This window comes from Pseudokineococcus sp. 5B2Z-1, from assembly GCF_037482305.1.
Classification (GTDB): Bacteria; Actinomycetota; Actinomycetes; order Actinomycetales; family Quadrisphaeraceae; genus Pseudokineococcus.
In genome coordinates this window covers 134789-159615 of record NZ_JBBHZG010000002.1, presented here as the reverse complement: position 1 = coordinate 159615, position 24827 = coordinate 134789, and the positions used below count along the sequence as shown (strand labels likewise).

At 78.7% G+C, this 24827-nt stretch carries 18 protein-coding genes; 7 read left to right on the top strand and 11 right to left on the bottom strand.

Features of this window, described 5'->3' with window-relative positions:
- Window positions 1-16: 16 nt before the first annotated feature.
- The 4 genes from WDV85_RS04955 to WDV85_RS04940 form a co-directional block, all read right to left on the bottom strand.
- Window positions 17-1597 carry a hypothetical protein gene (locus tag WDV85_RS04955; protein ID WP_339569572.1) on the bottom strand — a complete coding sequence of 527 codons (1581 nt, stop codon included), beginning with the start codon at window positions 1595-1597 and terminating at the stop codon, window positions 17-19.
- Between the two features lie 86 nt (window positions 1598-1683).
- On the bottom strand, window positions 1684-2523 hold the full coding sequence (locus tag WDV85_RS04950; RefSeq protein ID WP_445263226.1) for an ABC transporter ATP-binding protein: 840 nt from the start codon (window positions 2521-2523) through the stop codon (window positions 1684-1686).
- 295 nt (window positions 2524-2818) lie between these two features.
- On the bottom strand, window positions 2819-6094 hold the full coding sequence (locus WDV85_RS04945; protein ID WP_339569570.1) for a BTAD domain-containing putative transcriptional regulator: 3276 nt from the start codon (window positions 6092-6094) through the stop codon (window positions 2819-2821).
- A 236-nt stretch (window positions 6095-6330) separates the two neighbouring features.
- Window positions 6331-7065, bottom strand: a complete 735-nt coding sequence (locus WDV85_RS04940; RefSeq protein ID WP_339569569.1) for a CHRD domain-containing protein — start codon at window positions 7063-7065, stop codon at window positions 6331-6333.
- A gap of 263 nt (window positions 7066-7328) precedes the next feature.
- On the opposite strand from WDV85_RS04940, the gene WDV85_RS04935 reads away from it, so the two are divergent.
- Together WDV85_RS04935 and WDV85_RS04930 are read left to right on the top strand one after the other, a co-directional pair.
- Entirely contained in the window at window positions 7329-7958 is a 630-nt protein-coding gene (locus WDV85_RS04935; RefSeq protein WP_339569568.1) for a sigma-70 family RNA polymerase sigma factor, read from the top strand.
- Window positions 7951-8664, top strand: coding sequence for a hypothetical protein (locus WDV85_RS04930; protein ID WP_339569567.1), 714 nt, complete (start codon window positions 7951-7953; stop codon window positions 8662-8664). The genes WDV85_RS04935 and WDV85_RS04930 overlap by 8 nt, the downstream gene beginning before the upstream one ends.
- A gap of 119 nt (window positions 8665-8783) precedes the next feature.
- Here WDV85_RS04930 and WDV85_RS04925 read toward each other — a convergent pair whose 3' ends face one another.
- Window positions 8784-9449, bottom strand: a complete 666-nt coding sequence (locus WDV85_RS04925) for a nucleoside/nucleotide kinase family protein (RefSeq protein ID WP_171203869.1) — start codon at window positions 9447-9449, stop codon at window positions 8784-8786.
- A gap of 168 nt (window positions 9450-9617) precedes the next feature.
- On the opposite strand from WDV85_RS04925, the gene WDV85_RS04920 reads away from it, so the two are divergent.
- A complete protein-coding gene (locus tag WDV85_RS04920) occupies window positions 9618-10388 on the top strand; it encodes an SDR family NAD(P)-dependent oxidoreductase (RefSeq protein ID WP_339569566.1) in 771 nt (256 codons plus the stop codon).
- Window positions 10389-10555: 167 nt separating this feature from the next.
- Here WDV85_RS04920 and WDV85_RS04915 read toward each other — a convergent pair whose 3' ends face one another.
- From WDV85_RS04915 to WDV85_RS04905, 3 genes are all read right to left on the bottom strand, one after another.
- Window positions 10556-11374 (bottom strand): SDR family NAD(P)-dependent oxidoreductase, encoded by an 819-nt coding sequence (locus WDV85_RS04915; RefSeq protein ID WP_445263225.1) that lies wholly within the window; start codon window positions 11372-11374, stop codon window positions 10556-10558.
- A gap of 32 nt (window positions 11375-11406) precedes the next feature.
- Entirely contained in the window at window positions 11407-12426 is a 1020-nt protein-coding gene (locus WDV85_RS04910) for an NAD(P)-dependent alcohol dehydrogenase (protein WP_445263224.1), read from the bottom strand.
- A 138-nt stretch (window positions 12427-12564) separates the two neighbouring features.
- Window positions 12565-14880: a putative bifunctional diguanylate cyclase/phosphodiesterase gene (locus WDV85_RS04905; protein ID WP_339569563.1), complete on the bottom strand. Its 2316-nt coding sequence runs from the start codon at window positions 14878-14880 to the stop codon at window positions 12565-12567.
- 212 nt (window positions 14881-15092) lie between these two features.
- On the opposite strand from WDV85_RS04905, the gene WDV85_RS04900 reads away from it, so the two are divergent.
- The gene (locus WDV85_RS04900) at window positions 15093-16142 is read left to right on the top strand and encodes a D-2-hydroxyacid dehydrogenase (RefSeq protein WP_339569562.1); all 1050 of its coding nucleotides are present in this window, start codon (window positions 15093-15095) and stop codon (window positions 16140-16142) included.
- Window positions 16143-16169: 27 nt separating this feature from the next.
- Here WDV85_RS04900 and WDV85_RS04895 read toward each other — a convergent pair whose 3' ends face one another.
- Entirely contained in the window at window positions 16170-18656 is a 2487-nt protein-coding gene (locus tag WDV85_RS04895) for a putative bifunctional diguanylate cyclase/phosphodiesterase (protein ID WP_339569561.1), read from the bottom strand.
- Between the two features lie 309 nt (window positions 18657-18965).
- Here WDV85_RS04895 and WDV85_RS04890 point away from each other — a divergent pair, with 309 nt between their 5' ends.
- The gene (locus tag WDV85_RS04890; protein WP_339569560.1) at window positions 18966-20687 is read left to right on the top strand and encodes a S8 family serine peptidase; all 1722 of its coding nucleotides are present in this window, start codon (window positions 18966-18968) and stop codon (window positions 20685-20687) included.
- Between the two features lie 144 nt (window positions 20688-20831).
- Here WDV85_RS04890 and WDV85_RS04885 read toward each other — a convergent pair whose 3' ends face one another.
- Window positions 20832-21224 carry a PPOX class F420-dependent oxidoreductase gene (locus tag WDV85_RS04885; protein WP_339569559.1) on the bottom strand — a complete coding sequence of 131 codons (393 nt, stop codon included), beginning with the start codon at window positions 21222-21224 and terminating at the stop codon, window positions 20832-20834.
- A gap of 119 nt (window positions 21225-21343) precedes the next feature.
- On the opposite strand from WDV85_RS04885, the gene WDV85_RS04880 reads away from it, so the two are divergent.
- The gene (locus tag WDV85_RS04880; protein WP_339569558.1) at window positions 21344-21937 is read left to right on the top strand and encodes a dihydrofolate reductase family protein; all 594 of its coding nucleotides are present in this window, start codon (window positions 21344-21346) and stop codon (window positions 21935-21937) included.
- Between the two features lie 64 nt (window positions 21938-22001).
- Here the strand turns inward: WDV85_RS04880 and WDV85_RS04875 are convergent, their stop codons facing one another.
- Window positions 22002-22490 (bottom strand): MarR family winged helix-turn-helix transcriptional regulator, encoded by a 489-nt coding sequence (locus WDV85_RS04875; protein ID WP_339569557.1) that lies wholly within the window; start codon window positions 22488-22490, stop codon window positions 22002-22004.
- 270 nt (window positions 22491-22760) lie between these two features.
- Here WDV85_RS04875 and WDV85_RS04870 point away from each other — a divergent pair, with 270 nt between their 5' ends.
- Window positions 22761-24704 (top strand): ABC transporter ATP-binding protein, encoded by a 1944-nt coding sequence (locus tag WDV85_RS04870; protein WP_339569556.1) that lies wholly within the window; start codon window positions 22761-22763, stop codon window positions 24702-24704.
- Window positions 24705-24827: the final 123 nt, after the last annotated feature.

The window sequence follows — 24827 nt, the reverse complement described above, 5'->3', positions numbered from 1 at the left end:
AGACGCTCAGCGGGTCTCAGCCCCGGAGGTCCCGGTGCCCGTAGCGCCGACCGCCGGCGACCGCGAGGACGAGGGCCACGGCCACCAGCCCGGCCGCCCCGACGGCGTCCCACGGCTCGACGGGCACCGCCGCGAGGTGCGCCGACGGCGCGAGCCCGCGGACGGCGGCGGGCCAGCCGAGGGAGTCGGCCAGGGCCAGCAGGAGGAAGCCGCCGGCGGCGGGCAGCACGCCGACCGCCACCACGGCCGACGGCGCCCACCCCAGCGCCGCGAGGGCCGCGCCCAGGCACACCAGGGCCACGGGGAGGACGCTCGTCGTCCCGGCCACGGCGGCGCCCAGGGGCAGGCCCGCGCCGGCGAGGAGGGCGCCGAGCCAGAGGGCCAGGCCGGCGACCACCGCGAGGAGGGCCGTCGCGACGGCCACGACGACGGCCTCGGTCGCCGCCCAGCGGGTCCGCGAGAGGGGCAGCGCGTGCACCAGCGCCAGGCGGCCCGCGGCCTCGTCGGCCGCCGTGGCGGCCACCCTGGCCGCCGCGAACGCGCCCAGCGGCACGACGAGGACCGAGCACAGGGCCGCCACGAAGCCCTCGACCGTCCCCAGGCCGGGGAAGCCCGCCTCGGCCGCCGCCCGGGCGAGGACGGGCTGGTCCTGCAGCAGGCCCGTCGCCGACCGGGTGGTCGACCCCACGACGACGCAGTAGGCGCCGAGACCGACGCCCCAGACGAGCAGCGGCCGCCGGGTCCGGTGGACGAGGACGCCCGGGAGGCTGCGGAGCAGCCGCGAGCGCGGGGACCGGTGGGAGCGCCCGGCCACGAGCGCGCCGCCGAGGTCGCGGCGCCCGGAGAGCCGGACGGCCGCCACCCCCGGCGCCGCCGCCAGCGCGGCCAGCACGAGCAGCGCGGCCGTCCGCCCGGCGTCGGAGGCGGTGGCGTCGAAGGGGGCGGCGCGGTGCAGCAGGCCGAAGGGGGTCGCCCACGCGAGCGACGAGAGGGCCTCCACGCCGTCGGCGACCATCCGCAGGAGCACCCCGCCGAGCAGGGCGCCGACGGCGAGCCCGGACGCCGAGCGCCGCTCGCCCACGACCTGGGCCGCCAGCGCCCCGACCGCCGCGCCGACCGCCCCGGTGCCGGCGAGGACCGCGCCGAAGAGCAGCGACCCCCCGGGCGAGGCGCCCGCCGCCACGAGGGCCGCCGCCGTCACCGCGCCCGCGCCGGCCCCGCCCGCGGCGACGACCGCGAGGACGCGGACCACGAGGGACGGCGCGCGCAGGAGGCCGCCGCGCAGGAGGTCCCAGCGGCCCGCCTCCTCCTCGCCGCGCGTCAGCCGGGTCGCCACCAGGGCGGCCCAGAGCGCCACGAGCACCTGGAGGAAGGAGCCCACGCGCCAGACGGTGAACCCGCCGGGGTCGTCCAGGGCGACCGGCGGGCCGAAGAGCGTCCGCACGGCCGGGTCCTCGGCCAGCACGTCGAGGGCGCCCGCGGAGCCGGCGAGCCCCAGGCTGTCGTACTGGACGACCACGAGGGCGCAGGCGCCCGCGCTGACGGCCGCGACGACGAGGGCGCCGCGCCGGGCCTGCCGCGCGAGGAGCGCCGTCACCGCCCGTCCGGGCCGAGGGACCCGACCGGACGACGACTCCCCGGGCCGCCCCGACGCCGCCGACCGCGGGCGGTCGCCGACGGCCGTCATCGCCGGTCCTCCCCGTAGTAGTCGAAGAACATCTCCTCGAGCGACAGCTCGCGGACCCCCAGGCGGGCCACGTCCGCGTCCGCGAGCGCCCGCAGCACCGGCCCCGGCGGACCGCTCAGCGACATCTCGACCCGCAGCGGGCCGGGGCGCCGCAGCCTGCTCACCCCCGGGAGGTCGGCGAGCCGGTCGAGCCCGGGCGCCGGGGACGCCAGGTCGACGACGACCTCCGTGCGCCGCAGCCGGCGCATGTCCTCGAGCCCGGCGACCTCGACGAGGCGGCCGGCGCGCAGGATGGCGACCCGCGAGCACACCGCCTCGACCTCGGCGAGCAGGTGCGAGCTCAGCAGCACCGTCCGCCCCTGCTCCGCGGCCTCGGCGATGCAGCGGCGGAACTCCCCCTCCATCAGCGGGTCGAGGCCGCTGGTGGGCTCGTCGAGGACGAGCAGCGGCGCCCGCGTCGCGAAGGCCGCCACGAGCGCCACCTTCTGCCGGTTGCCGGTCGAGTACGTGCCGGCGCGGCGGGACGGGTCGAGGGCGAAGCGCTCGACCAGCGCGTCCCGGCGGGCGACGTCGGTGCCGGGGCCCACCGCGGCCAGGAGGTCGAGGCACTCCTGGCCCGTCAGCTGCGGCCACAGCGCCACGTCGGCGGGCACCGACGCCAGGTGCCGGTGCGCCCGCTCGACGTCGGCCGCGGGGACGCCGAAGACCTCGGCCGTCCCGGACGTCGGGCGCAGCAGGCCCAGCAGCATCCGGGTCGTCGTCGACTTGCCGGCGCCGTTGGGCCCCAGGAAGCCCAGCACCTCACCCGGGCGGACCTCCAGCGACAGGTCCGCCACGGCGGTCGTGCGGCCGAAGCGCTTGGTGAGGTGGGCGGCGCGCAGCGCGGGGACGCCGTCCGGGACCGCCGGTGCGGAGCCGTCCGACGTCCCTCGGGTCCGTCGGCCGCGTGTCGTCAGCGCCACGTCGCCCCCTCTCACGCCGGGCTCGCCCGGGGCGGGGGCCCCGCGCCCGGCGCCTGCAGGGTCGCCCGGCACGACCGCTCCCGCCAGGGTCCCGGGTCCCGCCCCGTGCGGGATGCCGCCGACCCGGCGCCGACGGGGCCCACCGCGCCGCGCCCCGGGCCCCGGGGCGTCACCAGCGGGGCCCGCCCGCGTCACCCCCGGCGGGCGGACGCCGTCCCGCAGCGGCCCCCCCGGGGACGCCCCAGGCGGTGACCGCACGGGCCCGCGCCGCGAGGACGTGGAGCCCGTTCGCGCTCGCCAGGTGGGCCGCCTGGCGGTGCACCCTCGCCGCGCCGTCGACGTCGCCGCGCACCGCGCGGACCGCTCCGCGGGCCATGAGGCGCCAGAAGCTCTCGCGCTCGCTCCACACCGGACCGGCGAGCGCGTCCGCGAGGTCGAAGTGCCGCAGCGCCTCGTCGAGGTCCTCGGGCGCGACGAGGACGGCGAGGCGGGTGGCGGCCTCGGGCACGAGGAGCAGGCACCCCGTGGCCCGGCCCTCCTCGACGACGGACAGCAGGCCGTCGACGGCGCGACGGTGGTCGCCCGTCGCCTCGGCGAGACCCGCCTCCGCGACGGCGGCGAGCTGCTCGAGCAGCGGGGGGCGCGGCGGGGCCGACGGCGAGCGCAGGTACCGGCTCAGGACCTCCGCGCGGGACAGCTCGCCTCGCTCCACGAGGACGCGGACGGCCGTGGCCGCCGCCTCCACCGAGAGCTCCCCGAGGGCGCCCGTCGTCGCCGTCTCCTCGACGCGGTCGAGGAGGTCGTCGGCCTCGGGCGCGTCCACGTCGTGGGCGGCGAGGGCCCGCAGCGCCGTGGTCCGCGCCCTCAGCGCCGGGTCCCCGGCCTCCGCGACGGCCCGGGCGACCGACGCGAGGTCGCCCGCCACCCGGTGGCCCCCGCCCAGGAGCACCTGGCCGGTGCACCGCAGGAGCCCGGCGCGCAGCTGGTCGTGCGGCGAGGCCCCGGCGGCGAGGGCCGCCTCGACGTCCTCGTGCAGGGCCCGGAACCGGCGACGGGGCAGGTCGACCGCCCCGGCGCGCAGCAGGAGGGCTCGGGCGAGCCCCCGGCCGTCCTGCGCGCGCCGCGCCCGGTCCACGGCGTCGTCGACGACGTCGACGAGGTCGAGGGGAGCCCCCGTCCGGAGGCCGTCGAGCCCGGCCAGGACCGTGAGGGGCGCCTCCGCGGCGCCCACGTTGCCGCTGCCCAGGGCGAGCGGGTCGCCGGCCCCGTGCGCCTTGCGCCGCAGCCGGTCCACCGAGGGCAGCAGGTGGCGTCGGGCGACCGCGAGGGCGCTGCCGTAGGCCTCCTGGGCCTGCTCGAGGTGGCGCAGGCCGGTGCAGACGTCGCCCATGAGCTCGAGCAGCTCCGCGGCGTCGCGGCCCTGCTCCTCGAGGGGGCTGACGAGGGTGCGCACCGCGAGCAGGTGGCGCAGGGCCGCGGGCAGGTCGCCGGACGCCGCGCTGTCCTGGGCGGCGACGAGCGCGGCGGAGCACGCCAGGCGCGGCTCGCCGGCCCCGAGCCAGTGCCGCACGCGCTCGGTGCCCGAGACGGCCGCCTGGCCGGCCACACGTCGGTGCAGGCGCGCCCGCGCCGTCGGGCGCACCCAGGCGTAGACCGCGTCGCGCAGCAGCGGGTGGCGCCAGGCCACCCCCGCGGGCGTGGGCTCCAGGAGGTTGCGCTCGACGAGGTGCCCGAGGGCCGCGGCCGCCCGGTCGACCGCCGTCCGCGGCGAGCGCTGGTCGTCGGTCCCGCCCAGGAGGGGGGCGAGCAGCTCCGGCGTCACCGTCCGGTCGAGGACGGCGGCGAGCAGCAGCGCCTCGAGCGGGTCGCCGTCGAGGACGGCCAGAGCGGCCGCCGCGGTGCGGCGGGCGTCGTCGTCCTCCGCGGACGAGGCGGGCGCGAGGGCGAGGCCCGAGCGCGTGAGCACGAGGCGCCCGGACGCCGTGAGCTGCCGCACCTGCGCGACGACGCGCCCCGGCGCGCCGCCCGTGCGGCGCACGAGCTCCTCGACGAGGGCGGGGCCGGCCTCCGCCCCCACCAGGTCGGCGACGAGCCGGGCGACCTCGTCCTCGAGGAGGGGCGCGAGGTCGAGGGCCTGCACGTCCGCCCCGAAGGCCAGCCCCCGCCAGAGCTCCCGTCCCGCCACCGCGTCGGCGCCGCCGTCCGGCTCGCCACCGGGCGCCGGGGCCAGGAGGACGAGCGCCGCCCGCGGGCGCGACGGGGACCGGGCGGCGGCGGGCTCCCCCTCGGGGAGGGGCTGGGCGTGGTCGGGAGGGGGCTGTCCCCGCGGCGGCCGGCCGGCCCCGTCGGCGGCGTCGTCGGCCCCTCCGCCCACGAGGAGCCGCTCGAGCACCGGGCGGTCGCGCCCGCTCCGCGGCTCCCACAGCACGACGTCCTCCCGCCCCGCCGCGGTGGCGCGGGCCGCGGCGGCCCCGTCCTCGACCTCGACCACGGAGATCCCGTCGGCGGCGCACGCCGCGCGGACCACGGCCCGGCGCCCGCTGCCCTCGACGCCGGCGAGGACCGCGCGCACCGTCGCGCCGGTCGTCGCCGCGCCGCGGCGGCCCTCGAGCACGGCCCGCAGCCAGGCGACGGCGTCGGCGCGGCCCACGAGCGCCGTGCCGGGGACGCGGGACGGCGGCGCCCCGAGCACCTGCTGGTGGACGGCGCGGGTCTGCGGCGAGGGGACGGCGCCCAGCTCGTCGTCCAGCGCCCGGCGGCACCGCTCGTACTCCCGGAGGGCCAGGGCCGCCTCCCCGAGCCCCCACCAGCCGAGCATGAGCGAGCGCGACGCGCGCTCGGAGAGGGGGTCCAGGTCGCGCGCCTGGCGCGCCAGCTGGACGGCGTCGCGCACCCAGCCGGCCTGGACGGCCGCCTCCGCCGCGTCCTCCAGGCACTCCCTGCGCTGGTCGGCGAGCGCGCGGGCCGCCTCGGCGAGGGCGGGCGACCCCGAGGAGGGCACGAGGTCACCGAGGTACAGGGCGAGCGCCTCGCGCGCCGCGACGACGGCGTCGACGGGTCGCCCCGCCCGCAGGTGCCGTGACACCTCGGCGGCGAGGACGCGGAAGGAGGAGGCGTCGACCCAGGCGGTCGTGAGCGCCATCCCGGTCGGTGTGCGCACGAGGACGTCGGGCCCCAGCAGCTTGCGCAGCGAGGAGGTCGCCGTGCGCAGGCTGGCCCGCGCGCGGCTCTCGTCGGCCCCCGGCCACAGCTCCTCGAGCAGGACCTCGTCCGGGACCGACCGGCCCTCGGCCAGCGCGACGAGGCGCAGGAGGTCGGCGTTCTTGGCGGTCCCCCAGGCCCGCTCGCCCAGCACCTCGCCCCTCCCGCGCCACGACCAGGCCCGCAGGGGCCCGAGGACGCGCACCTCGGACCAGACGTCGTCCGGCTCCAGCTCGTCGACCACGCCCACCGCTCCCCCCGCCCCCCGGCGGGTGGCTCGGCGAGCAGCCATCCCGCGCACCCAGCACAGGTGTCACGCAGAGTAGGGCGAGAGGCGTCGGCGTGGGAGTCGATCGCCGGACGAGACCGGATCGGTGCCGCTGCGTCACCTCCCGAGGCCGCCGAGCGCCCGCTCCGTCACGCTCCGGGTCCCGACGTGGCCGCCCGACGCGACCGCTCAGGAGGACCTCGTCCCCGACGTCAGCCGTCGGCGCGGGCCTCCTCGGCGACCTGCGAGCGACGACGCAGCAGGACGACGCCCGCGGCGCCGACCGCCGCGAGCCCGGCGCCCGCGGCGACGACCGCCGTCGTCGAGCCCTCCGCCACGCCACCGGCGCCCGTGTCCGCGCCACCGACCGGCACCTGCACGAGCTGGCCGCGCACGGCGCCCGGCACGTAGGTGGACGTGTGCGTGTCGCCGAAGAAGGCGGCCGGGTCGGCCTCGAGCTCGGTGAGGGAGAAGCCGGCGCCGGTGTCCTGGCCGTCGTCGCCCGTGATGCCGGTCTCCATGGGCACCGAGAGGCAGCCCGAGCTCGTGCGGACGTCGCCGTCGCCCTCGGGGTTCGGGAAGGCGAGGCGCGGCGGGCCGGGCTGGCCGGCCGGCGCCTCGTGGACGTGCGTCGCCGTCACGGCGGGGCTCTCGTAGGGCGGCTCGACGCCGCGCGTCGTGATGTCGTAGCAGACGACGCCCTCGTCGCTGTTGACGCGCAGGTCCATCGTGCCGCTGCCGTCCGGGTCGCCGCCCGTGGCCCGGCCCTCGCTGTCGACGACCGTGTCGGGCGTCATCTGCACGGTGAAGGCGCTGGTGAAGGAGTCGGGCTCGCTCGCCGAGGCGGCGGACGCCGGCAGAGCGCCGACGGCGACGAGGCCGGCGCCGGCGAGGACGGCGGTCGTCGTGGCCAGTCGCGCCCGGGTGGTGCGGGTGGTCGTGCGCATGGGGTGCCTCCCTGCTCGGTGGTGCGGACCCGGCGGGTCCGCGGCTGCCGGCAGGGGGTACGACGCCCGGTGCCGGGGCGTTCACGGCCCGGCCCACCTCCTTCGCGCGGGCCCCGTCGACCCCGGCACGTGGACCCTCCCCGTGCGGGTGACGCGGGGACCCGGCGCCGGCGCCCGTGAACGGACGGGCGCGCCCGGGCGTACTCCCACCCGACCGGTACGGTCCGCGGGACCTCCTCGCGGCCGCGTCGGAGGAGGCGGTGGTGGTGCTGCAGGCGGTGGAGGGGGCGCGTCCGGTGGTCCGGTGGCCCGCGCGCGAGCGGCACCTGCGCGCCGTCGACCCGCCCGCCGAGCGCTCCGCCTTCGACGTCGACGCCGCCTACGCCGAGCACGCCGGCCCCCTGCTCGCCTTCGCGGTCAACAGCCTCGGCGACCGCGGGGCGGCCGAGGACGCGCTGCAGGAGGTCTTCGTGCGCGCCTGGCGCGCGCGGGAGCGGTACGGCGGCGAGCGCGGGTCGGTGCGCACGTGGCTGTTCGCCATCGCCCGCAACGTCGTCGTCGACGCGCACCGCTCGCGCGCGCGGCGGCCCCGGCCCGTCGACGTCGTCGCGGAGACGGAGGTCGAGGCGGTCCCCGACGCCCAGGGCGCGACCGTGGACCGGCTCGTCGTCGTCGAGGCCCTGGCCCGGCTGAGCGCGGAGCACCGCGAGGTGGTGGCGCACGTGCACCTGGCGGGCGGCACGTACGCCGAGCTGGCGGAGCGCACGGGCGTGCCCGTGGCGACGCTGCGGACGCGGATGTACTACGGGCTGCGCGCGCTGCGCGCGACCCTCGAGGAGCAGGACGACCAGCACCAGGACGAGCGGGGCGGAGGAGGTGGCCGGCGTGGCTGAGCGGGAGCACGAGGACCGCCGGGCCGAGCTGCTCGGCGGCGCGGCGACAGGCGACCTCGACGCCGCCGAGCAGGCGGAGCTCGAGGCGCTGCTCGCCGAGGACCCCTCGGCGGCCGCGGAGCTCGAGGACCTGCGCGCCGTCGTCGCCGCCCTGCCGCCCCGGGGGTCGGGGTGGCAGGAGCCGGTCCCGTCCCCACGCCGACCCGACCCGACCGGCGCGGACGCCACCGGCGCCCGCGCCGCCGTGGACGAGCCGGCGACGGACGACCTCGCGCGACGCCGTCGCTCCCCGTGGGCCGTCGCGGCGGCCGCGGCCGCGCTCGTCGTCGTCGGCGCGGGGCTGGGCGCCGGTCTCGCGTCGGGCGGCGAGGGCCCGCCGGAGGGGCCGCCCGGGACGCTCGGTGCGCTCGAGCAGGTGGCCGTCGTCGGCGAGCCCGCCGGCGTCGACGCCGACCTCGCCGTCGTCGCGCACACCTGGGGCACCGAGACGGTGCTCGACGTCGCGGGCCTGCCCGTCGGCGGCGCCTACCGCGTGGTGCTCGTGGGCGAGGACGGCGCCGAGGCCGGCTCGGGCTCCTTCCTCGGCAGCGAGGAGCCCGTCGAGTGCCGGCTCAACGCGGCGCTGCTGCGCGAGGACGTCGACCGCCTCGTCGTGCTCGACGCCGCCGACGCCGTCGTCATGACGGCCGACCTGCCCCCGGTCTGAGCGACCCCGCGCGGAGGTGACGCCTCCTCCACCTGCGGGAGGCGTCCCCGCGTGAAGGAGGCGCCACCTTCGCCTCGGGGTGGGCGCGTGACGACGCCGGCCGCCGGACCGGGCCGGCGTCAGTCCCCGGCGGCGGTGCGCACGACGAGGTCGGCGACCGCGCGGCCGCGCGCGGCGAGGGCCGCGTCGGGGTCGTCGACGGAGGCCATCCAGGCCTGCGCCGCCTCCGGCGTCTTGCCGAACTCGACGTGGCGGGCGAGCAGGCGCGCCGAGCGCTCCTCCTCGTCGGCCTCGGCGAACCACACCTCGTCGAGCAGGGGGCGGACGGCGTCCCACGGCGCCTCGTCGAGGAGCAGGTAGTTGCCCTCCGTGACGACGAGGCGCGCCTCCCGCGGCACGGCGATCGCCCCGGCGAGGGCCTGCTCGAGGTCGCGCTCGAAGGCGGGCGCGTAGACGACGTCCTCGTCGGCGGCGCGCAGCCGGCGCAGGAGGGAGACGTAGCCGCCCGCGTCGAAGCTCGCCGGCACGCCCTTGCGGTCCGCGAGGCCCAGGCGCTCGAGCTGGACGTCGGCGAGGTGGAAGCCGTCCATCGGCACCTGCACCGCCGCGGGCGGACCGCCGGGCGCGCGCTCCCCGCGGTCGGTGAGGACGAGGTCCACCCCGGCCGCCACGGCGCGGGCCAGCGTCGTCTTGCCGGCGGCGGGGGCGCCGGCCACGCCGAGCAGGACGCGGTCGCGCCCCTCGAGCAGCGAGACGGCGCGGTCGACGAGCTCCTCCAGGCGCATGGGGCGCAGGTTGCCACGGGCGCGAGGACGCGTCCCACCCGCCGACGGGGAGGACGAAGCCCGCGCGCCGCCGAGCCGTGGGCCCCCGACCTGCGGTGACGCCGCGCGATCAGGACTTCTTCCTCCCCGTCAGCACCGCCTCTTCCTCCTCGGGGCACGATGCGCCCCATGGGGAACCTCGATCAGGCGGGCACGACGGCGCTGGTGACAGGCGGCGCCCGGGGCATCGGCTACGCGTGCGCCGCCGAGCTGGCGGCCCGGGGCGCCGACGTGGCGCTGCTCGACGTGCTCGACGAGGCGCCGACCAGCGCCGAGCGCATCGCCGCGGAGCACGGCGTCCGCGCGATCGCCGTCCGCGCCGACGTCACCGACCCGGCCTCCGTCGCCGCGGCTCTGGCGGAGGTCGCCGAGCGGCTCGCCCCGCCGTCGGTGCTCGTCCACGCGGCGGGGACGGCGCTGGTCTCCGACGCGCTGGAGACGACGCCGGAGCAGTGGGACCGGGTGCTGCGCGTGAACCTCACCGGCACCTTCGTCGTGTGCCAGGCCTTCGCCCGCGCCCGCGTCGCCGCCGGGGAGGGCGGCACGGTGGTCGCCATCGCGTCGATGTCGGCGCGCGTCGTCAACGTGCCCCAGCGCCAGAGCGCCTACAACGCGAGCAAGGCGGGCGTCGAGGGGCTCGTGCGCTCCCTCGCCGTCGAGTGGGCGCCGCTGGGCGTCCGGGTCAACGCCGTCTCCCCCGGCTACGTGGCCACGGACCAGACCCGCGGCGTCCTCGAGGGCGACCCCGAGACCGCTGCGGCCTGGCGCTCGCGCATCCCGGCGGGCGACGTCGGGCAGCCGGAGGACGTGGCGCACGCCGTCGCGCACCTGGCCTCGCCGCGCTCGCGCTACGTCGTCGGCCAGTGCGTCACGGTCGACGGCGGCTACACGGCCCTCTGAGGGCCCGGTCGCCCGCACCCAGACGACGACGTCCCACCCCTCCCCGCACTTCGTCGTCATGACGCCGCGCCGGAGCCCTTCTCACGACGTCATGACGACGAAGTGCGGTGAGAGAGGACTCCCGGGCGGCACCCCGACGACGACGTGCGGGGAAGGGGGCGGGCGGGTCAGTGCAGCGTGTACCCGCCGTCGGTGACGAGCACGGTGCCGGTGCAGAAGGACGACGCGTCGCTCGCGAGGTAGACGACGCTCGCGGCGACCTCCTCGGGCGTCGCGTACCGCTGCATGGGGGCGTCCTCGATCCACATGCGCCGGAAGCGCGGCTCGTCGACGGGCGCCATCTCCGTCTTGACGTAGCCCGGGGCCAGCGCGTTGACGCGCACGCCCATCGGCGCCCACTCGGCCGCGAGCGACTTCGTCAGCTGGTGCACCGCCGCCTTGCTCGCGTTGTAGACGGGCTGCATCTGCGGGCGGTTGACGATCATCGCGCTGATCGACCCGATGTTGACGATCGAGCCGCGCACGCCGTCCGCGCCCTGCTGCGCCAGGTGCGGGGCGGCGACCTGCGAGGGCAGCCAGACGCCGCGGACGTTGGTCTGCAGCACGTCCTGGAAGTGGTCGTCGCTCACCTCGAGCGCCGGCTCGTGGATGCACGTCCCCGCGTTGTTGACGAGGACCTGCAGCCCGCCCAGCTCGCTGGCGACGCGCGCGACGCCCGCCTCGACCTCCGCGCGGTCGGTGACGTCCATCCGCAGGCCCAGCGTGCGCCGACCCGTGGACTCGGCGATCTCCGCGGCCGCCTCGACGCTCCGGGCCTCGTCGCGCGCGGCGACGGCGACGTCGGCCCCCGCCTCCGCGAGCGCCTGGGCGAAGGCGCGGCCGAGCCCGCGGTAGCCGCCGGTGACGAGCGCGACGCGCCCGTCGAGGCGGAAGCGGTCGAGGACGCCGCTCGCCGCGCGCTCGCCGCCGCCCGCACCGTCGCCCACAGGACGACCCCCCGGCTGGGTCACCTGGTCGCTCACGCCGGCCCCCCCGCGACGTCGACGACGGCCTTCATGCTCATCGGGTCGGAGTCGGCCTCGAGCGCCTCGCCGACGGAGTCGAGGTCGTAGCGCGCCGTCACCATGGCGTCGAGGTCTACGGCGCCGGTGCGGGCCAGCTCGATGGCGCGCGGCCAGGTGTCGACGTAGCGGAACGTGCCCGTCAGGGTGATCTCGCGGGTGGCGATGAGCTGCACCGGCAGCTCGATCTCCTCGGCGCCGAGGCCGACGAGGACGACGGCGCCGCCGCCGCGCACCGAGCGGATGCCGGACTGGACGGCCGGGGTGGCGCCCGTGCAGTCGACGAAGGCGTCGGCCTCGAGGTCGGCGAGCTCGGCGGCCGCCTCGCGGGGGTCGAGGGCGCGGGTGGCGCCGAACTGCAGGATCCGCTCGCGGCGGGACTCGACGAGGTCGGTGACGACGACCTCCGTGGCCCCGCGGGCGCGGGCCGCCTGGGCGACCATCGCGCCGATCGGCCCCGCGCCGGCGACGAGCACCCGGTCGCCGACGCCCACCTGCGCCTTGTGCGCGGCCCAGATGCCCACCGACAGCGGCTCGAGGAGACCGGCCGCGGCGTCGGACAGCGAGTCCGGCACGGGGTGGGCGAAGTCGGCGGGCGCCGTCACGTACTCGCAGAACGCCCCGTCGACCGGCGGCGTCGCGTAGAAGACCATGTTGGGGCAGAGGTTCATCCGGCCCGCGTGGCACTGCCGGCAGCGGCGGCAGGGGCGCTGCGGCTCCACGGCCACGCGCTGCCCGAGGCGCTCCTCCGGCACGTCGCGGCCGACGGCGACGACGGTGCCGCCGACCTCGTGCCCGAGCACGAGCGGGCCCGTGACGACCATGTCGCCGATGCGGCCGTCGGTGTAGTAGTGCACGTCCGACCCGCAGACGCCGACGGAGCCGACGCGCACCAGCACCTCGTCGTCCGCCACGGCGGGCACGGGGCGCTCCTGCACCTCGACCTGCCGCACGCCGGTCATGACGCTGGCCCGCATGGTGCGGGGCACCTCCGTGGTGCTGCTCACCCTCGATCGCCTCCTCGTCGACGCGCGGGGCACCGCAGCCCCGGCTGCGGGCGATCATGCCGCCCCGCGCCGGGCGCCCGCACCCACGGACCCCTCCGCGGGACGGCCTCAGCCCCGGGGCGCCTCGGCGCGCCGGACGTCGCCTCCCACGTCGGCGGACGGCACCCCGGCGCGCGGGCGTCCGGCGTCCCCGAGCGGCAGCCGCGGCGCGGGCACGTCCGGCGGCGGCTCGGGCGCGGCACCCGGGCCGAGCACGCGGTCGGCGTACTCGGCGGCGGGCAGCGCCGGCGAGAAGAGCCACCCCTGGCCGTAGCGGACCCCCTGCTCGACGAGCCGGGAGCGCTGCTCCTGCGTCTCGACACCCTCGGCGAGCAGGTCGAGCCGCAGGGTGCGCGCCATGGCGACGAGGCCGGCGACGAGGCGCGCGCCGCCCGCGCCCGCGCCCGCCACGAGGGACCGGTCGATCTTCAGCACCTGCACGGGGAAGCGCTGCAGGTAGTCGAGCGAGGTGTAGCCCCGCCCGTAGTCGTCGAGGTGGACGCCGGCGCCGAGCGCGCGCAGGTCGCGCAGCACCTCCAGCAGCCGTTCGTCGTCGGGCAGGGGCTCGTGCTCGGTGATCTCCAGGTGCAGCTGCGAGCCCGGCACGCCGGCGCGGGCGAGCGCCTCGCGGACCCGCCCGGGCAGGCCGGGGTCCAGCAGGCTCGTGCGGGTGAGGTTGACGCTCACCGGCAGGGTGCGGCGCCGCTGGTCGCGCCAGCGGCCCAGCTGCTCGAGGACGTCGACGAGCACGGCCGCGTCGAGCTCGGCGTCGAGCCCGCTCGTCGCGACGTGGCCGAGGAAGGCGTCCGGCGCGAGCAGGCCGTGCTCGGGGTGGCGCCAGCGCACGAGGGCCTCGGCGCCGACGACCTCGCCCGTCGCCAGCTCGACGAGCGGCTGGTAGTGCACCTCCAGGCGCCCCACGGACGGCGAGCGGCCGGCGAGCAGCGCCCGCACCTGGCTGCTGAGGGCGTACCGGTGCTGCACCTCGGCCCGCTGGTCCGGGTGGTAGGTGCGGACGACGTCGCGCCCGGCCGCCTTGGCGGCGTAGAGGGCGACGTCGGCGCGGGTCAGCTGCTCCGCGAGCGACGTCCCCGGCGCGGGCGGGGCGAGACCCACGCTGGCGCTGGTGCGCAGGACGAGGTCGCCGACGTCGAGCGGGCGGCGCAGCGCGGTGACGACGGCCTCGGCGACGTCGTCCTGCGCCCCCGGCCGCACGAGCACGGCGAACTCGTCGCCGCCGAAGCGGGCGACGACGCCGCGCTCGCCCACCGCGGCGAGCAGCCGGTCGCGCACCCCGAGGAGCAGGAGGTCGCCGACGTCGTGGCCGTGGGCGTCGTTGACGTCCTTGAAGTCGTCGAGGTCCACGAGGAGCAGAGCCCACCCGTCGCCGCCGGGGCTCTCGGCGTGCGCCCGGGCGAGGGCGCGGCGGTTCGGCAGGTCGGTGAGCGGGTCGTGGTCGGCCAGGTGCTCGGAGGAGCGCAGCGCCGCCCACGAGCGCAGGACGCCGGCGGCGGCCGCGCCCGTGCCCACCACCAGGTGCGCCCACGTCGGCAGCCCGGTGCCGCCGAAGGCGAGGTCGACGAGCCGCAGCCCGACCGGCACGAGGACGAGCGGCAGGAGCCCGAGGACGACGGTCGAGCGCCGGCGGGCGGGGGCCATGTGCTCGGCGTCGAGGAGGCGGCGGGCGCTGGGGTGCAGCTGCGCCGCGCCCAGCAGCCCGAGGCCGACGACGAGCGCGGCGGCCCCGGCACCGCCCCCGGCCACGTCGCCCTCCGCACCCGGCCCGCCGCCCACCAGGCGCAGGACGTCGTGCAGGAGCAGGGCGCTGGCCGCGGCGACGCAGCACCACGACGCCACCGACCGCGCGTCGCGGCGGGTGAGCGCCATCCGCAGCACGGACGCGAGGAGGACGACGTCGGTGCTCGCCATGAGGGCCGCCCGCGCGGTCGGCGACCACGTCGCGAGCAGCACGGCCGCCTGGGCGGCGGCGAGGCCGAGGACGCCGACGATGACGCCGACCTCGAGGGCGTCCGCCCGACCGGCGCGCCGGCCGGTGCGCACGGCGAGGAGGACGACGACGGCCGCGGCGACGGCGTGCGTCACGCCGTCGGAGGCGGCGCGCAGGGCGAGCAGGGCGCCGGCGTCGAGCACCTGCCCGACGGACAGGGCCGCGAGCACGCCCGCCTGGACGAGCCAGACCCGCGCGCCGGCCGGGCGGTGCAGGGCGACGCCCGCCAGCACGAGCGCGGCCGCCACCGCCGGCGCGAGCACGACGCCCGGGCCCCGCGCCGCGGGCTGCAGCGCGACGACGGCCCCGCCGAGCGCGACGAGCCCGAGGACCGCCCACGCGGTCCACGGGCCCCGCAGCACCTCGGCAGCCCTCACCCCCTCCTCCTCGGCCGGTGGGGCCCGCCGGCCCAGGACTCCGGCGCACGAGCGGCCCCGCGGGGCGGGGGACCACGCGGACGGCCCACCGGGCGGCCCCCTGGTAGACACGTCACGGGGGCGCAGCGCCCCCGGTCGCCTCCCCCGCCCCGCCGCCTCGCCCGCCCACCCGCGACCTCCCCCGCCCCCGCCGCCCCACCCGAGGAGCACCCGTGCCCGAGCGCCTGCGCGTGGCCGTCGCCGCGACCGTCGACGACGAGAGCCGCCGGATCGTCACCGAGCGGGAGCCGCGGGTGGACCTCGTCGTCGGCCCCGAGCTGCTCGCGCCGCAGCGGTACGAGGGCGACCAGGGCGGCGACCCGGCCTTCCGCCGCACGCCCGAGCAGCAGCGCGCCTACGAGGAGCTCCTCGACGGCGCCGACGCCCTCTTCGGCGTCCCGGACGACGACCCGGCCGCCCTCGCCCGCGCCGTGCGCGCCAACCCGCGCCTGCGCTGGGTGCACACGATGGCCGCCGGCGGCGGGCAGTCGGTGCGCGCCGCCCGTCTCACCGACGAGGAGCTGCAGCGCGTGGCCTTCACGACGTCCGCCGGCGTCCACGGCACGCCGCTGGCGGAGTTCGCCCTCCTGGGCCTGCTCGCCGGCGCCAAGCGCCTCCCCCGGCTGCAGGCGGACTCGGCCGCGCGCACGTGGGCCGAGAAGTGGCTCATGGGCCAGCTCGCCGAGCAGACCGTGCTCGTCGTCGGGCTCGGCGGGATCGGCGCGGAGGTCGCCCGCCTGCTGCACGCCCTCGGGACGACGGTGCTCGGCGCGAGCCGCCACGGGCGTCCCGTCGACGGCGTCGACGAGGTCGTCACCACCGACGGGCTCGTGCGCGCCGCGGCCCGCGCGGACGCCGTCGTCGTCACCCTCCCCGGCACGCCGGGCACCAAGGGCCTGCTGGGCGCGGACTTCTTCGCCGCCCTGCGCCCGGGCGCGACCTTCGTCAACGTCGGCCGCGGCACCGTCGTCGACGAGGACGCCCTCGTCGCCGCGCTCGACGACGGGACGGTCGGCTTCGCGGCCCTCGACGTCGTCGCCCGCGAGCCGCTCGAGCCCGGCAGCCCGCTGTGGGACCGGCCCGACGTGCTCGTCAGCCCGCACACGGCGGCCGGCAGCCCGAGCCTCGACCACCGCATCGCCGAGCTCTTCGCCGACAACGCCACCCGGCTCCTCGACGGCCGCGAGCTGCGCAACCGGGTGGACGTCGTCGAGTTCTACTGACGCCGGGGCGCCGCTGACGTCGGGGTGCTACGGACGTCGGGGCGCCGGGGCGCCGGCCGGCTCCCCCCGGCGCGGCGCGGGCACCTGCCGGGCGAGCCACGTCGCCAGCTCCTCGGCGGGCATGGGGCGCCCGAGGTGGTAGCCCTGGACGGCGTCGCAGCCGAGGTCGGCGAGCGCGGCGAGCGTGCCGGCGTCCTCGACGCCCTCGGCGACGACCGACAGCCCGAGGACGTGGCCGAGGTCGACGGCCGTGCGCACGACCGCCGCGTCGGGGGCGCTGGCGGCCATGGCCGCGACGAAGGACCGGTCGATCTTCATCTCGTCCACGGGCAGCCGCGTGAGGTAGGCGAGCGAGGACTGGCCCGTGCCGAAGTCGTCGACCGACAGGTGGGCGCCCAGGCGCCGCAGCGCGTGAAGGACGCGCAGGGCCCGGTCGAGGTCGGTCATCACCGCCGTCTCGGTGATCTCCAGCACGAGGGCCCCGCCCGGCAGGCCGGCCTCCGCCAGCGCCGCCGCGACCTGGTCGGGCAGCCCCGGGTCGAGCAGGCTGCGCGCCGAGACGTTGACGGCGACGGTGAGGTCCGGACGGCACCGCCGCCAGCGCGCGCAGTCCCGCAGGGCGGTGCGCAGCACGAGGGTCGTCAGCGGGGCGATGAGACCGCTCTGCTCCGCCAGGGGGATGAACTCGTCCGGGCCCACGCGGCCGTGGTCGGGGTGGTGCCAGCGCACGAGCGCCTCGACGCCGGTGGCCCGGCCCGTGCACGGGTCGACCTTGGGCTGGTAGTGCACGGCCAGCTCGTCGGCGGCGATGCTGCGGCGCAGGTCGCCGAGCAGCGCCAGCCGCCGGGTGCTGCCGACGGCGTCGACGGCGTCCCACACCCGCAGGCCGGTGCGCTCGCGCTTGGCCGCGTACAGCGCCGTGTCCGCCCGCTGCAGGAGGGTCGGCGCGTCGACGCCGGCCTCGACGGCGACGGCGAGGCCGGCGCACACGCGGACGTCGAGGGTCATGTGCTCGCGGCGGAACGGCCCGGGCACCCGCTCGAGGACCTCCCGGGCGAGCAGCAGCGCGTGCTCGGTGCTCGTGGCGCCCGGCAGGAGGACGGCGAGCTCGTCGTTGCCGAGGCGGGCCACGTGGTCGGCCCGGCCGACGGCGGCGACGAGCCGGCGCGCCACCTCGCGCAGCAGGGCGTCGCCCGTGTCGTGGCCCAGGGCGTCGTTGACGTCGGTGAAGCCCTCGACGTCGACCATGAGCACCGCGGCGCACGGGCGCTCGGCGAGGCGGGCCTCGACGGCGCGCAGCGCGCCCCGCCGGTTGGCGAGCCCGGTGAGGGGGTCGTGCAGCGCGAGGTGCTCGGCGGCGTCGGCCTCGGCGCGCACGGCGTCGAGGAGGTGCACGTTGTGCAGCCGTACGGCCGCGTGCCCCGCGAGCGAGCGCATGAGGCCGCGGTCGTCGTCGGTCCAGGCGCCGAGGTGGTGCGGCCGCCCCTCGAGGACGAGCGCACCCACCACGCGGCCCTCGGCGCGCAGCGGCGCCGCCAGGCCGTCGACCCCGCCGTCGACCCCGCCGCCCGCGACGACGTCGCGCCCCGCGAGCGCGGGCGCCCACCAGGCGGCCGGGCCGGGCTCGGCGCGGCGGACGGCGCCGTCGTCGTCCAGCACGAGGCGGCCGGCCTCGGCGCCGTCCGGCCCCGCGGTGACGAGGAGGGCGCGGTCGGCCCCCAGGGCGTCGCGCGCCTCGCGCAGCGCGGCGGCGGAGACGGGGTCGACGCCGCTCTCGGCCTCGACGGCGCGGGCGAAGCGGTGCAGGAGCTCGAGGCGGGCGGTGCCGCGGCTGAGGGAGGTGACGGCCCGCGAGGCGAGCGCGAGGACGACGAGGACGACGACGAGCGGCAGCAGCCCCAGGGGCTCGGTGCGCACGAGGAGCACGACGAGCAGGCCGACGCTCGCCGTCGCGAGCGCCGCGGCGAGCCCCGTGGTGACGGCCTCGCGGAGCACCTCGCCGTCGAGCTCGCCGACGCGGACGCCGATGACGGCCGTGAGGAGCGCGGCGCTCACGAGGTCCGTCGCGACGACCGTCACGAGGGCCGCGACGGCGCCCCGGGCGCTCACGGGGTCCGCCCCGCCGGCGAGCGCGTGGTAGACGGTCGCGGCCAGCGCCGCCTCGAGGGCGAACAGGCCCAGGTTGAGCAGGAGCTTGAGGCCGAGCTGGCGGCGGTGCAGCAGCCCGACGAGCGAGCCGAGCAGGCTGGCGACGACGAGCTCGTGCGGCGCGGCGAAGGCGAGCCCGAGGACGAGCGGCACCTCGGCCATGGAGATCGACAGCGACTCGCGCCGCACCTGGACGTGGACGACGACGAGCTCGGCCGCGGCGAAGAGGGGCACGAGCACCCACCAGGGCATCTCCTGGCCGGGGGCGCGCACGTCCCGCAGCGGCCCGAGGAGCAGGGCGACGGCGACGGCCGCCATGCCCACGCCCATGACGGCGATGCAGGCGCTGCGCGCGCGGTCGCTCACGTCGCCCACCTCCGCCTCGCCGACGAGGGCGCGGCTGCGGCCCTCGCCCCGGTCGTCGGCACCGCCCGGCGGCGGCTGAGGGGTCGGGTGCCGGGGGCACCGGCCGGGTACCCCGGTCGGCCCTGCTCCGACCGGGTGGCGGGGTGCGGAGCCCCGGACGGGGGTCGCTGCGCCGGAGGGGTCGGGGCGCTGCGCCGTCGGGGTGGCGGGCCCGCCGCGGCCCCCTCCGGGGCCCGCGCCCCTCCGTAGCGTCCGCCGCCGGACCCGCGCCCACGACGGGCGCCGGCCCCCGACGAGAGGGACCCGCGCATGACGCCCACCGACCCGACCCGCGACCGACCCGCCCGACGCCCCGTCGGCCGCGCGGTCCCCACGGCGCTCGCCGCCTGCCTGCTGGCCTCCGTCGCGGCGGCCCCGGCGGCCTCCGCGGCCGTCGAGCTGCCCGCCGCGGAGCGGGCGCCCGCCGCGGGCGCCGGCTGGTCGGAGGACCAGTGGGGCGACGACGACACCCGCGAGGACGAGGACGCGAGCCGCACCGGCGCGTGGGTCGCCGGCGCCGACCTCGGGTCGATGGTGTCCATCACCCGCCGCACGGGCGCCCAGCAGGTGTGGGCGCAGGCCGACCCCCGCGACCCGTCCGCGCACCTCACGGGCGCCGGCGTCGGCGTGGCGCTGCTCGACACCGGCGTCGCGCCCGTCGAGGGCATGAGCGCGCCGGGCAAGCTCGTCCACGGCCCCGACCTGTCCTTCGAGTCCCAGGCCGAGGGCACGCGCCACGTCGACGGCTACGGCCACGGGACGCACATGGCCGGGATCATCGCCGGCCGCGACAGCGCCGTCGTCCCCGGCGGCGAGGCCGACCCGCGGCGCTTCGTCGGCATGGCGCCCGGCGCGACGCTCGTCTCCCTCAAGGTCGGCGCGGCCGACGGCGGGGCCGACGTCACGCAGGTCATCGCGGCGATCGACTGGGTCGTCGCCCACCGCGCCGACCACGACGTCCGCGTCCTCAACCTCTCCTACGGGCTCGACTCGGTGCAGCCCTCGACCCTCGACCCGCTGGCGCACGCCGTCGAGAACGCCTGGCGCGCGGGCATCGTCGTCGTGGCGGCGGCCGGGAACGACGGCGAGGACGGCGCCACCCGGCTGACCATGCCCGCCGTCGACCCCTTCGTCCTCGCCGTCGGGTCCAGCGACCACCACGGCTCGAGCGACCCCGCGGCCACCACCGTGGGCTCGTGGACGAACGACGGCACCGACGAGCGCCGGCCCGACCTCCTGGCGCCGGGCAAGTCCGTCGTCAGCCTGCGGGTGCCGGGGTCTCTGGCCGACGTCCAGCACCCCGAGGGCCTCGTCACCGGCGACGCGAGCGGGCGGCTCTTCCGCGGGACGGGCACGTCGCAGTCGGCGGCCGTCGTCTCGGGGGCGGCCGCGCTCCTCCTGCAGGCGGACCCGACGCTGACCCCCGACCAGGTCAAGAACGCGCTCGTGCGCAGCGCCGACCGGCTCCCGGGCAGCGACGACCCGACGCAGGGCGCGGGCGAGCTCGACGTCGACGGCGCCTACGCGCTCGTCGCCGCCGGCGACGTCGGCCCGGCGGTGCAGCAGTCCTTCGCGCCGTCCACCGGCCTCGGGAGCCTCGACGCCGCCCGCGCGGGCAGCCACGTCGTCGACCCCGACGACGGCGTCGTCCTCACCGGCGAGCAGGACGTCTTCGGCGAGCCGTGGGACGCCGCGGCCTGGGCGCAGGCCTCCTCGGCGGGCACCGCGTGGGACGGCGGCACCTGGCGCGGCTCCACGTGGACCGGCGACGGCTGGGAGGGCACCTCCTGGCTCGGCACCACGTGGGCGTCGGCCGACTGGACGCGCCGCAGCTGGTCGGGCGCCGACTGGTCGCGCCGGTCGTGGTCGACGGACGACTTCTCGCGGCGCTCGTGGTCCAGCGACGACTTCTCGCGCCGCTCCTGGTCCGCGGACAGCTTCTCCCGCCGCTCGTGGTCGACCGGCACCTGGGAGCCCCAGCCCTCCTGGTGACCCAGCTCCTCTGATGACCCAGCCCTCGCGGTGACGACCGGCCACCGCGGCACCCGCCGCACCCGCGCCCGCGGTCCCTCCCCGGAGGGGCCGCGGGCGCGGTGCGTCGCGCACCGGGGGCTCTGAGGACTCGGCGGAGCCGGATCAGCCCATGCGGTGCACGCGGTCGGCCTCGACCACGAGCACGATGCGCTGCTGGTCGCGCCCGCCGTACCAGGCGTACGGGCCACCCGTGTACTTCTGCGACAGCGCCTCGATGTGCTCCGCGGCGCCGTCGGTCGTCGTCCGCACGACGCGGCCGCGCACGGCGACGTACCGGAAAGGGTTCTCCGGGTCGGCCACCGCGACGCTGACCCGCGGGTCGCGCTCGACGTTCCGCGTCTTCTGGTACCCGACGACGGTGTTGACGAGGACGTGCTCGCCGTCGGTGTCCACCCAGGTCTGCGTCGTCTGCGGGGAGCCGTCGGGCATGAGCGTCGTCACGTAGCAGGGGCTGGGGCGGCGGAGCAGGTCCAGCAGGTCGTCGGGAAGGTCCACGGGGGCGTCTCCTCGGGTGGGGCCAGCGGCGCGTCGCCGGGCGCTGCCGACCACCCTGCCGCGCGCCGCCCCCGCGCGCCGCCGGGCCGTCGTCGGTGCCGCCGGGCAGACTCCCGCCCGTGAGCACGGAGGCGGCGGGGACGGACGCGGCGGGCGCCGCGGGGACGACGGGCGTCGAGGGGTGCGTGTACATCGGGCTGTCGGTCGACGGCTTCATCGCGCGCCTCGACGGCGACCTCGAGTGGCTCACGAGCCGCGGGGAGGCCGCCGGGGACGCGGGCTTCCGCGACTTCGTGGCCAGCGTCGACGCCGTCCTCATGGGCCGCAGCACCTACGAGGTCATCGCCGGCTTCGACAGCTGGCCCTACCAGGACAGGCCCGTCCACGTGCTCAGCTCGTCGATGGCCCGTGGGGAGGACGAGCGCGTCACCGTCCACGGCGACCTCGAGGACGCCCTGGCCGCCCTGGCCCGCGACGGCCACCGGCGCGTCTACGTCGACGGCGGCCGCGCCGTCCAGTCGTGCCTCGCGGCCGGCGTCGTCCGGGAGATGACCCTCTCGACGGTGCCCGTCCTCATCGGCACCGGCGAGACGCTCTTCGGCCCGCTGCCGGGCGACGTCGACCTCGAGCACCTGCGCACCGCGGTCCTCGGCGGCGGCATGGTGCAGACGACGTACCGGGTGCACCCGCCCGCGGACCGCGACGAGGACTGAGCCCCACCCGTCCCGGCCGCACTCGAGGGGCGCCGCCGGCGAGGTGGCAGCACGAGGACGGCCTCTACGCCGTCGTCGTGCAGCCGGCCGCCCGGTCGGCGTCGTCGTCCGCGACGAGGCGCAGCAGGCGCGCCAGCTCGGCGCGGTCCGCGGCGTCCAGCCGCGCGACGAGCGCCTCGGCGTCCTCCGCCCGCGCCCGCTCGACCCCGGCGGCGAGGTCGCGCCCGGCGTCCGTGGCGCGCAGGACGACGGCGCGCCGGTCGGCGGGGTCGGCGGCCCGGACGACGAGGCCCGCCGCCTGCAGCCCGTCGGCCACCTCGGTGGCCGAGCGGGGGGCGATGCGCAGGGCCGCGGCGAGGTCGGACACCCGCAGGCCCTCGGCCGCGGCGACGACGGCGCGCAGCGCCCGCGCCTGGTGCGGCGAGAGGCCGTGCGGCTCGAGGACGGCGACCCAGTGGCGCCGCAGGGTCCGCGCCGCCCGCATGAGCAGCTCGGGGACCTCGGGTAGCTCGGTCTGCTCGGGCGGGGCGGGCCGCGCGGCGTCGTCCGTCACGGCGGGAATGCTAGAGCCGCTCGGTGCCTTCACCTCATCGTGAGGCAACCTCCGCATCACCGGGGAAGGCGATGTGTGGCCATGTCGCCCTCCTCCACCCCGCCGCGAGGGCGACGTGTGGCCATGTCGCCCTCGACCCGCTCTCCGGCGGGGCGACATGGCCACACATCGCCCCGCCGGGGCGACATGGCCACACATCGCCCTGCCGAGCTCGTCCCCCGGGGCGACATGGCCACACGTCGCCCTGCCGAGCTCGTCCCCCGGGGCGACATGGCCACACATCGCCCCCCTCCGGGGGCGCACCGACGACCGAGAGGACGTGCCACCACGTCGATCCCCTCCCCCCGCACCCGCTCCGACGGCGCTGGGCGTCCCGACGGCGGGGGCCGCAGCGGCCGCCGCGTCGACCCGGCCGACCGCGCCCAGCTCGAGCGCTCCCCCGTCTCCCTGCGCCGGGTCGCCGGCCTGTTCGCCGCGCACCGGTGGCAGGTCGCCGTCGTCGTCGCGCTCATCGTCACCTCCTCCGCGGTGGCGCTCGCGACGCCGTTCCTCGTGCGGACCGTCATCGACGACGCGCTCCCGCAGCAGGACCTCGGGCTGCTCGGGTGGGCGGTCGCGGGCATGGTCGGCGTCGCCGTCGTCACCGCGCTCCTCGGCGTCGGGCAGACGTGGCTCTCGACGACCGTCGGCCAGGCGGTCATGCACGAGCTGCGCACCGGCGTCTTCGCGCACCTGCAGCGGCAGTCGCTCGGCTTCTTCACCCGCACCCGCGGCGGGGAGGTGCAGTCGCGGCTCACCAACGACATCGGCGGCATGCAGTCGGTCGTCACGTCGACGGCGACGTCGCTCGCCGCCAACGTCACGGCGGTCGTCGGCACCGCCGTCGCCATGGCCGTGCTCTCGTGGCGCCTGTCGCTGCTGTCCCTCGTCGTCGTCCCGCCGTCGGTCTGGCTCACCCGCCAGGTGGCCCTCATGCGCCGGTCGGTGACCGCCGCCCGGCAGCGACGCCTCGCCGACCTGCAGACCCAGGTGGAGGAGGGGCTGTCCGTCAGCGGCGCCACCCTCGGCCGCACGCTCGGCACGGGCGAGGGCCAGAGCGCGCTCTTCCGGGCGACGTCGGAGGACCTCGTCGGCCTCGAGGTGCGCAGCCAGCTCGCCGGGCGGTGGCGCTGGGCCACGATGTCCGTCGTCTTCGCCGCGGTGCCCGCCGCCGTCTACCTCGCGGCGGGCCTGCCGGCGACGTCGGGCGGCATGACGATCGGCACGCTCGTCGCCTTCACCGGCCTGCAGGGCGCGCTCTTCCGCCCGATGCTCGGGCTCCTCGACGTCGGCGTCCAGGTCACCTCCTCGATGGCGCTGTTCAGCCGGATCTTCGAGTACCTCGACCTCCCCGTCGACGTCGACGACCCCGAGCGCCCCGTCGAGCTCGACCCGGCGACCGTCCGCGGCGAGGTGCGCCTCGAGGGCGTCGGCCTCACCTACCCCGCCGCCGACGGGAGCCCCGGCGTCACCCCGGCCCTGCACGGCGTCGACCTCGTCGTGCCCGCGGGCGGCTCGCTCGCGCTGGTGGGCGCCACCGGGTCGGGCAAGTCGACGCTCGCCTCCCTCGTGCCGCGCCTGCAGGACCCGACCGAGGGCCGCGTGCTGCTCGACGGCGTCGACGTCCGCGACCTGCGCCTCGCCACCCTCTCGGAGGTCGTCGGCGTCGTCTCGCAGGAGACGTACCTGCTCCACACGACCGTCCGGGAGAACCTGCGCCGCGCCCGCCCCGGCGCCAGCGACGCCGAGGTCGAGGACGCCGCGCGGCGCGCCCAGGTGCACGACCTGCTCGCCGGTCTGCCGGACGGCTACGACACCCTCGTCGGCGCCCGCGGGCACCGGTTCTCCGGCGGCGAGCGCCAGCGCCTCGCCATCGCCCGCACCCTCCTGCGGGACCCGCGCGTGCTCGTGCTCGACGAGGCGACGAGCGCGCTCGACGTGCGCACGGAGCGCGCCGTGCAGGCGGCGCTCGACGAGGCGAGCCGGGGCCGCACGACCATCACCATCGCCCACCGCCTCTCGACGGTCCGCGGCGCCGACGTCGTCGCCGTCCTCGACGGCGGGCGCGTCGTCGAGCAGGGGCCGCCGGCGCAGCTGCTCGCCGCGGGCGGCGCCTACGCGCGGCTCGTCGCGGCGGCCGAGGGCGTCGAGGAGGACGCGGCCCTGCCGGCCTGACGGCGAGCGGGCCGGCGGGCGAGCGGGACCGGCGGCGCGCCGACGGCGGGGAGCGGGACCCCGCGGAGCGGCCCGTCCGGGGGGCCTCCGGTCCGGGGTCCGTCCGGGCGGGGCGCGCACGCG

Bases quoted from the DNA above. Each gene is read 5' to 3' on its own strand.
- WDV85_RS04940 (WP_339569569.1), bottom strand. From the start codon at position 7,065: ATGCGCACGACCACCCGCACCACCCGGGCGCGACTGGCCACGACGACC.
- WDV85_RS04925 (WP_171203869.1), bottom strand. From the start codon at position 9,449: ATGCGCCTGGAGGAGCTCGTCGACCGCGCCGTCTCGCTGCTCGAGGGG.
- WDV85_RS04920 (WP_339569566.1), top strand. From the start codon at position 9,618: ATGGGGAACCTCGATCAGGCGGGCACGACGGCGCTGGTGACAGGCGGC.
- WDV85_RS04910 (WP_445263224.1), bottom strand. From the start codon at position 12,426: ATGCGGGCCAGCGTCATGACCGGCGTGCGGCAGGTCGAGGTGCAGGAG.
- WDV85_RS04890 (WP_339569560.1), top strand. From the start codon at position 18,966: ATGACGCCCACCGACCCGACCCGCGACCGACCCGCCCGACGCCCCGTC.
- WDV85_RS04870 (WP_339569556.1), top strand. From the start codon at position 22,761: ATGGCCACACATCGCCCCCCTCCGGGGGCGCACCGACGACCGAGAGGA.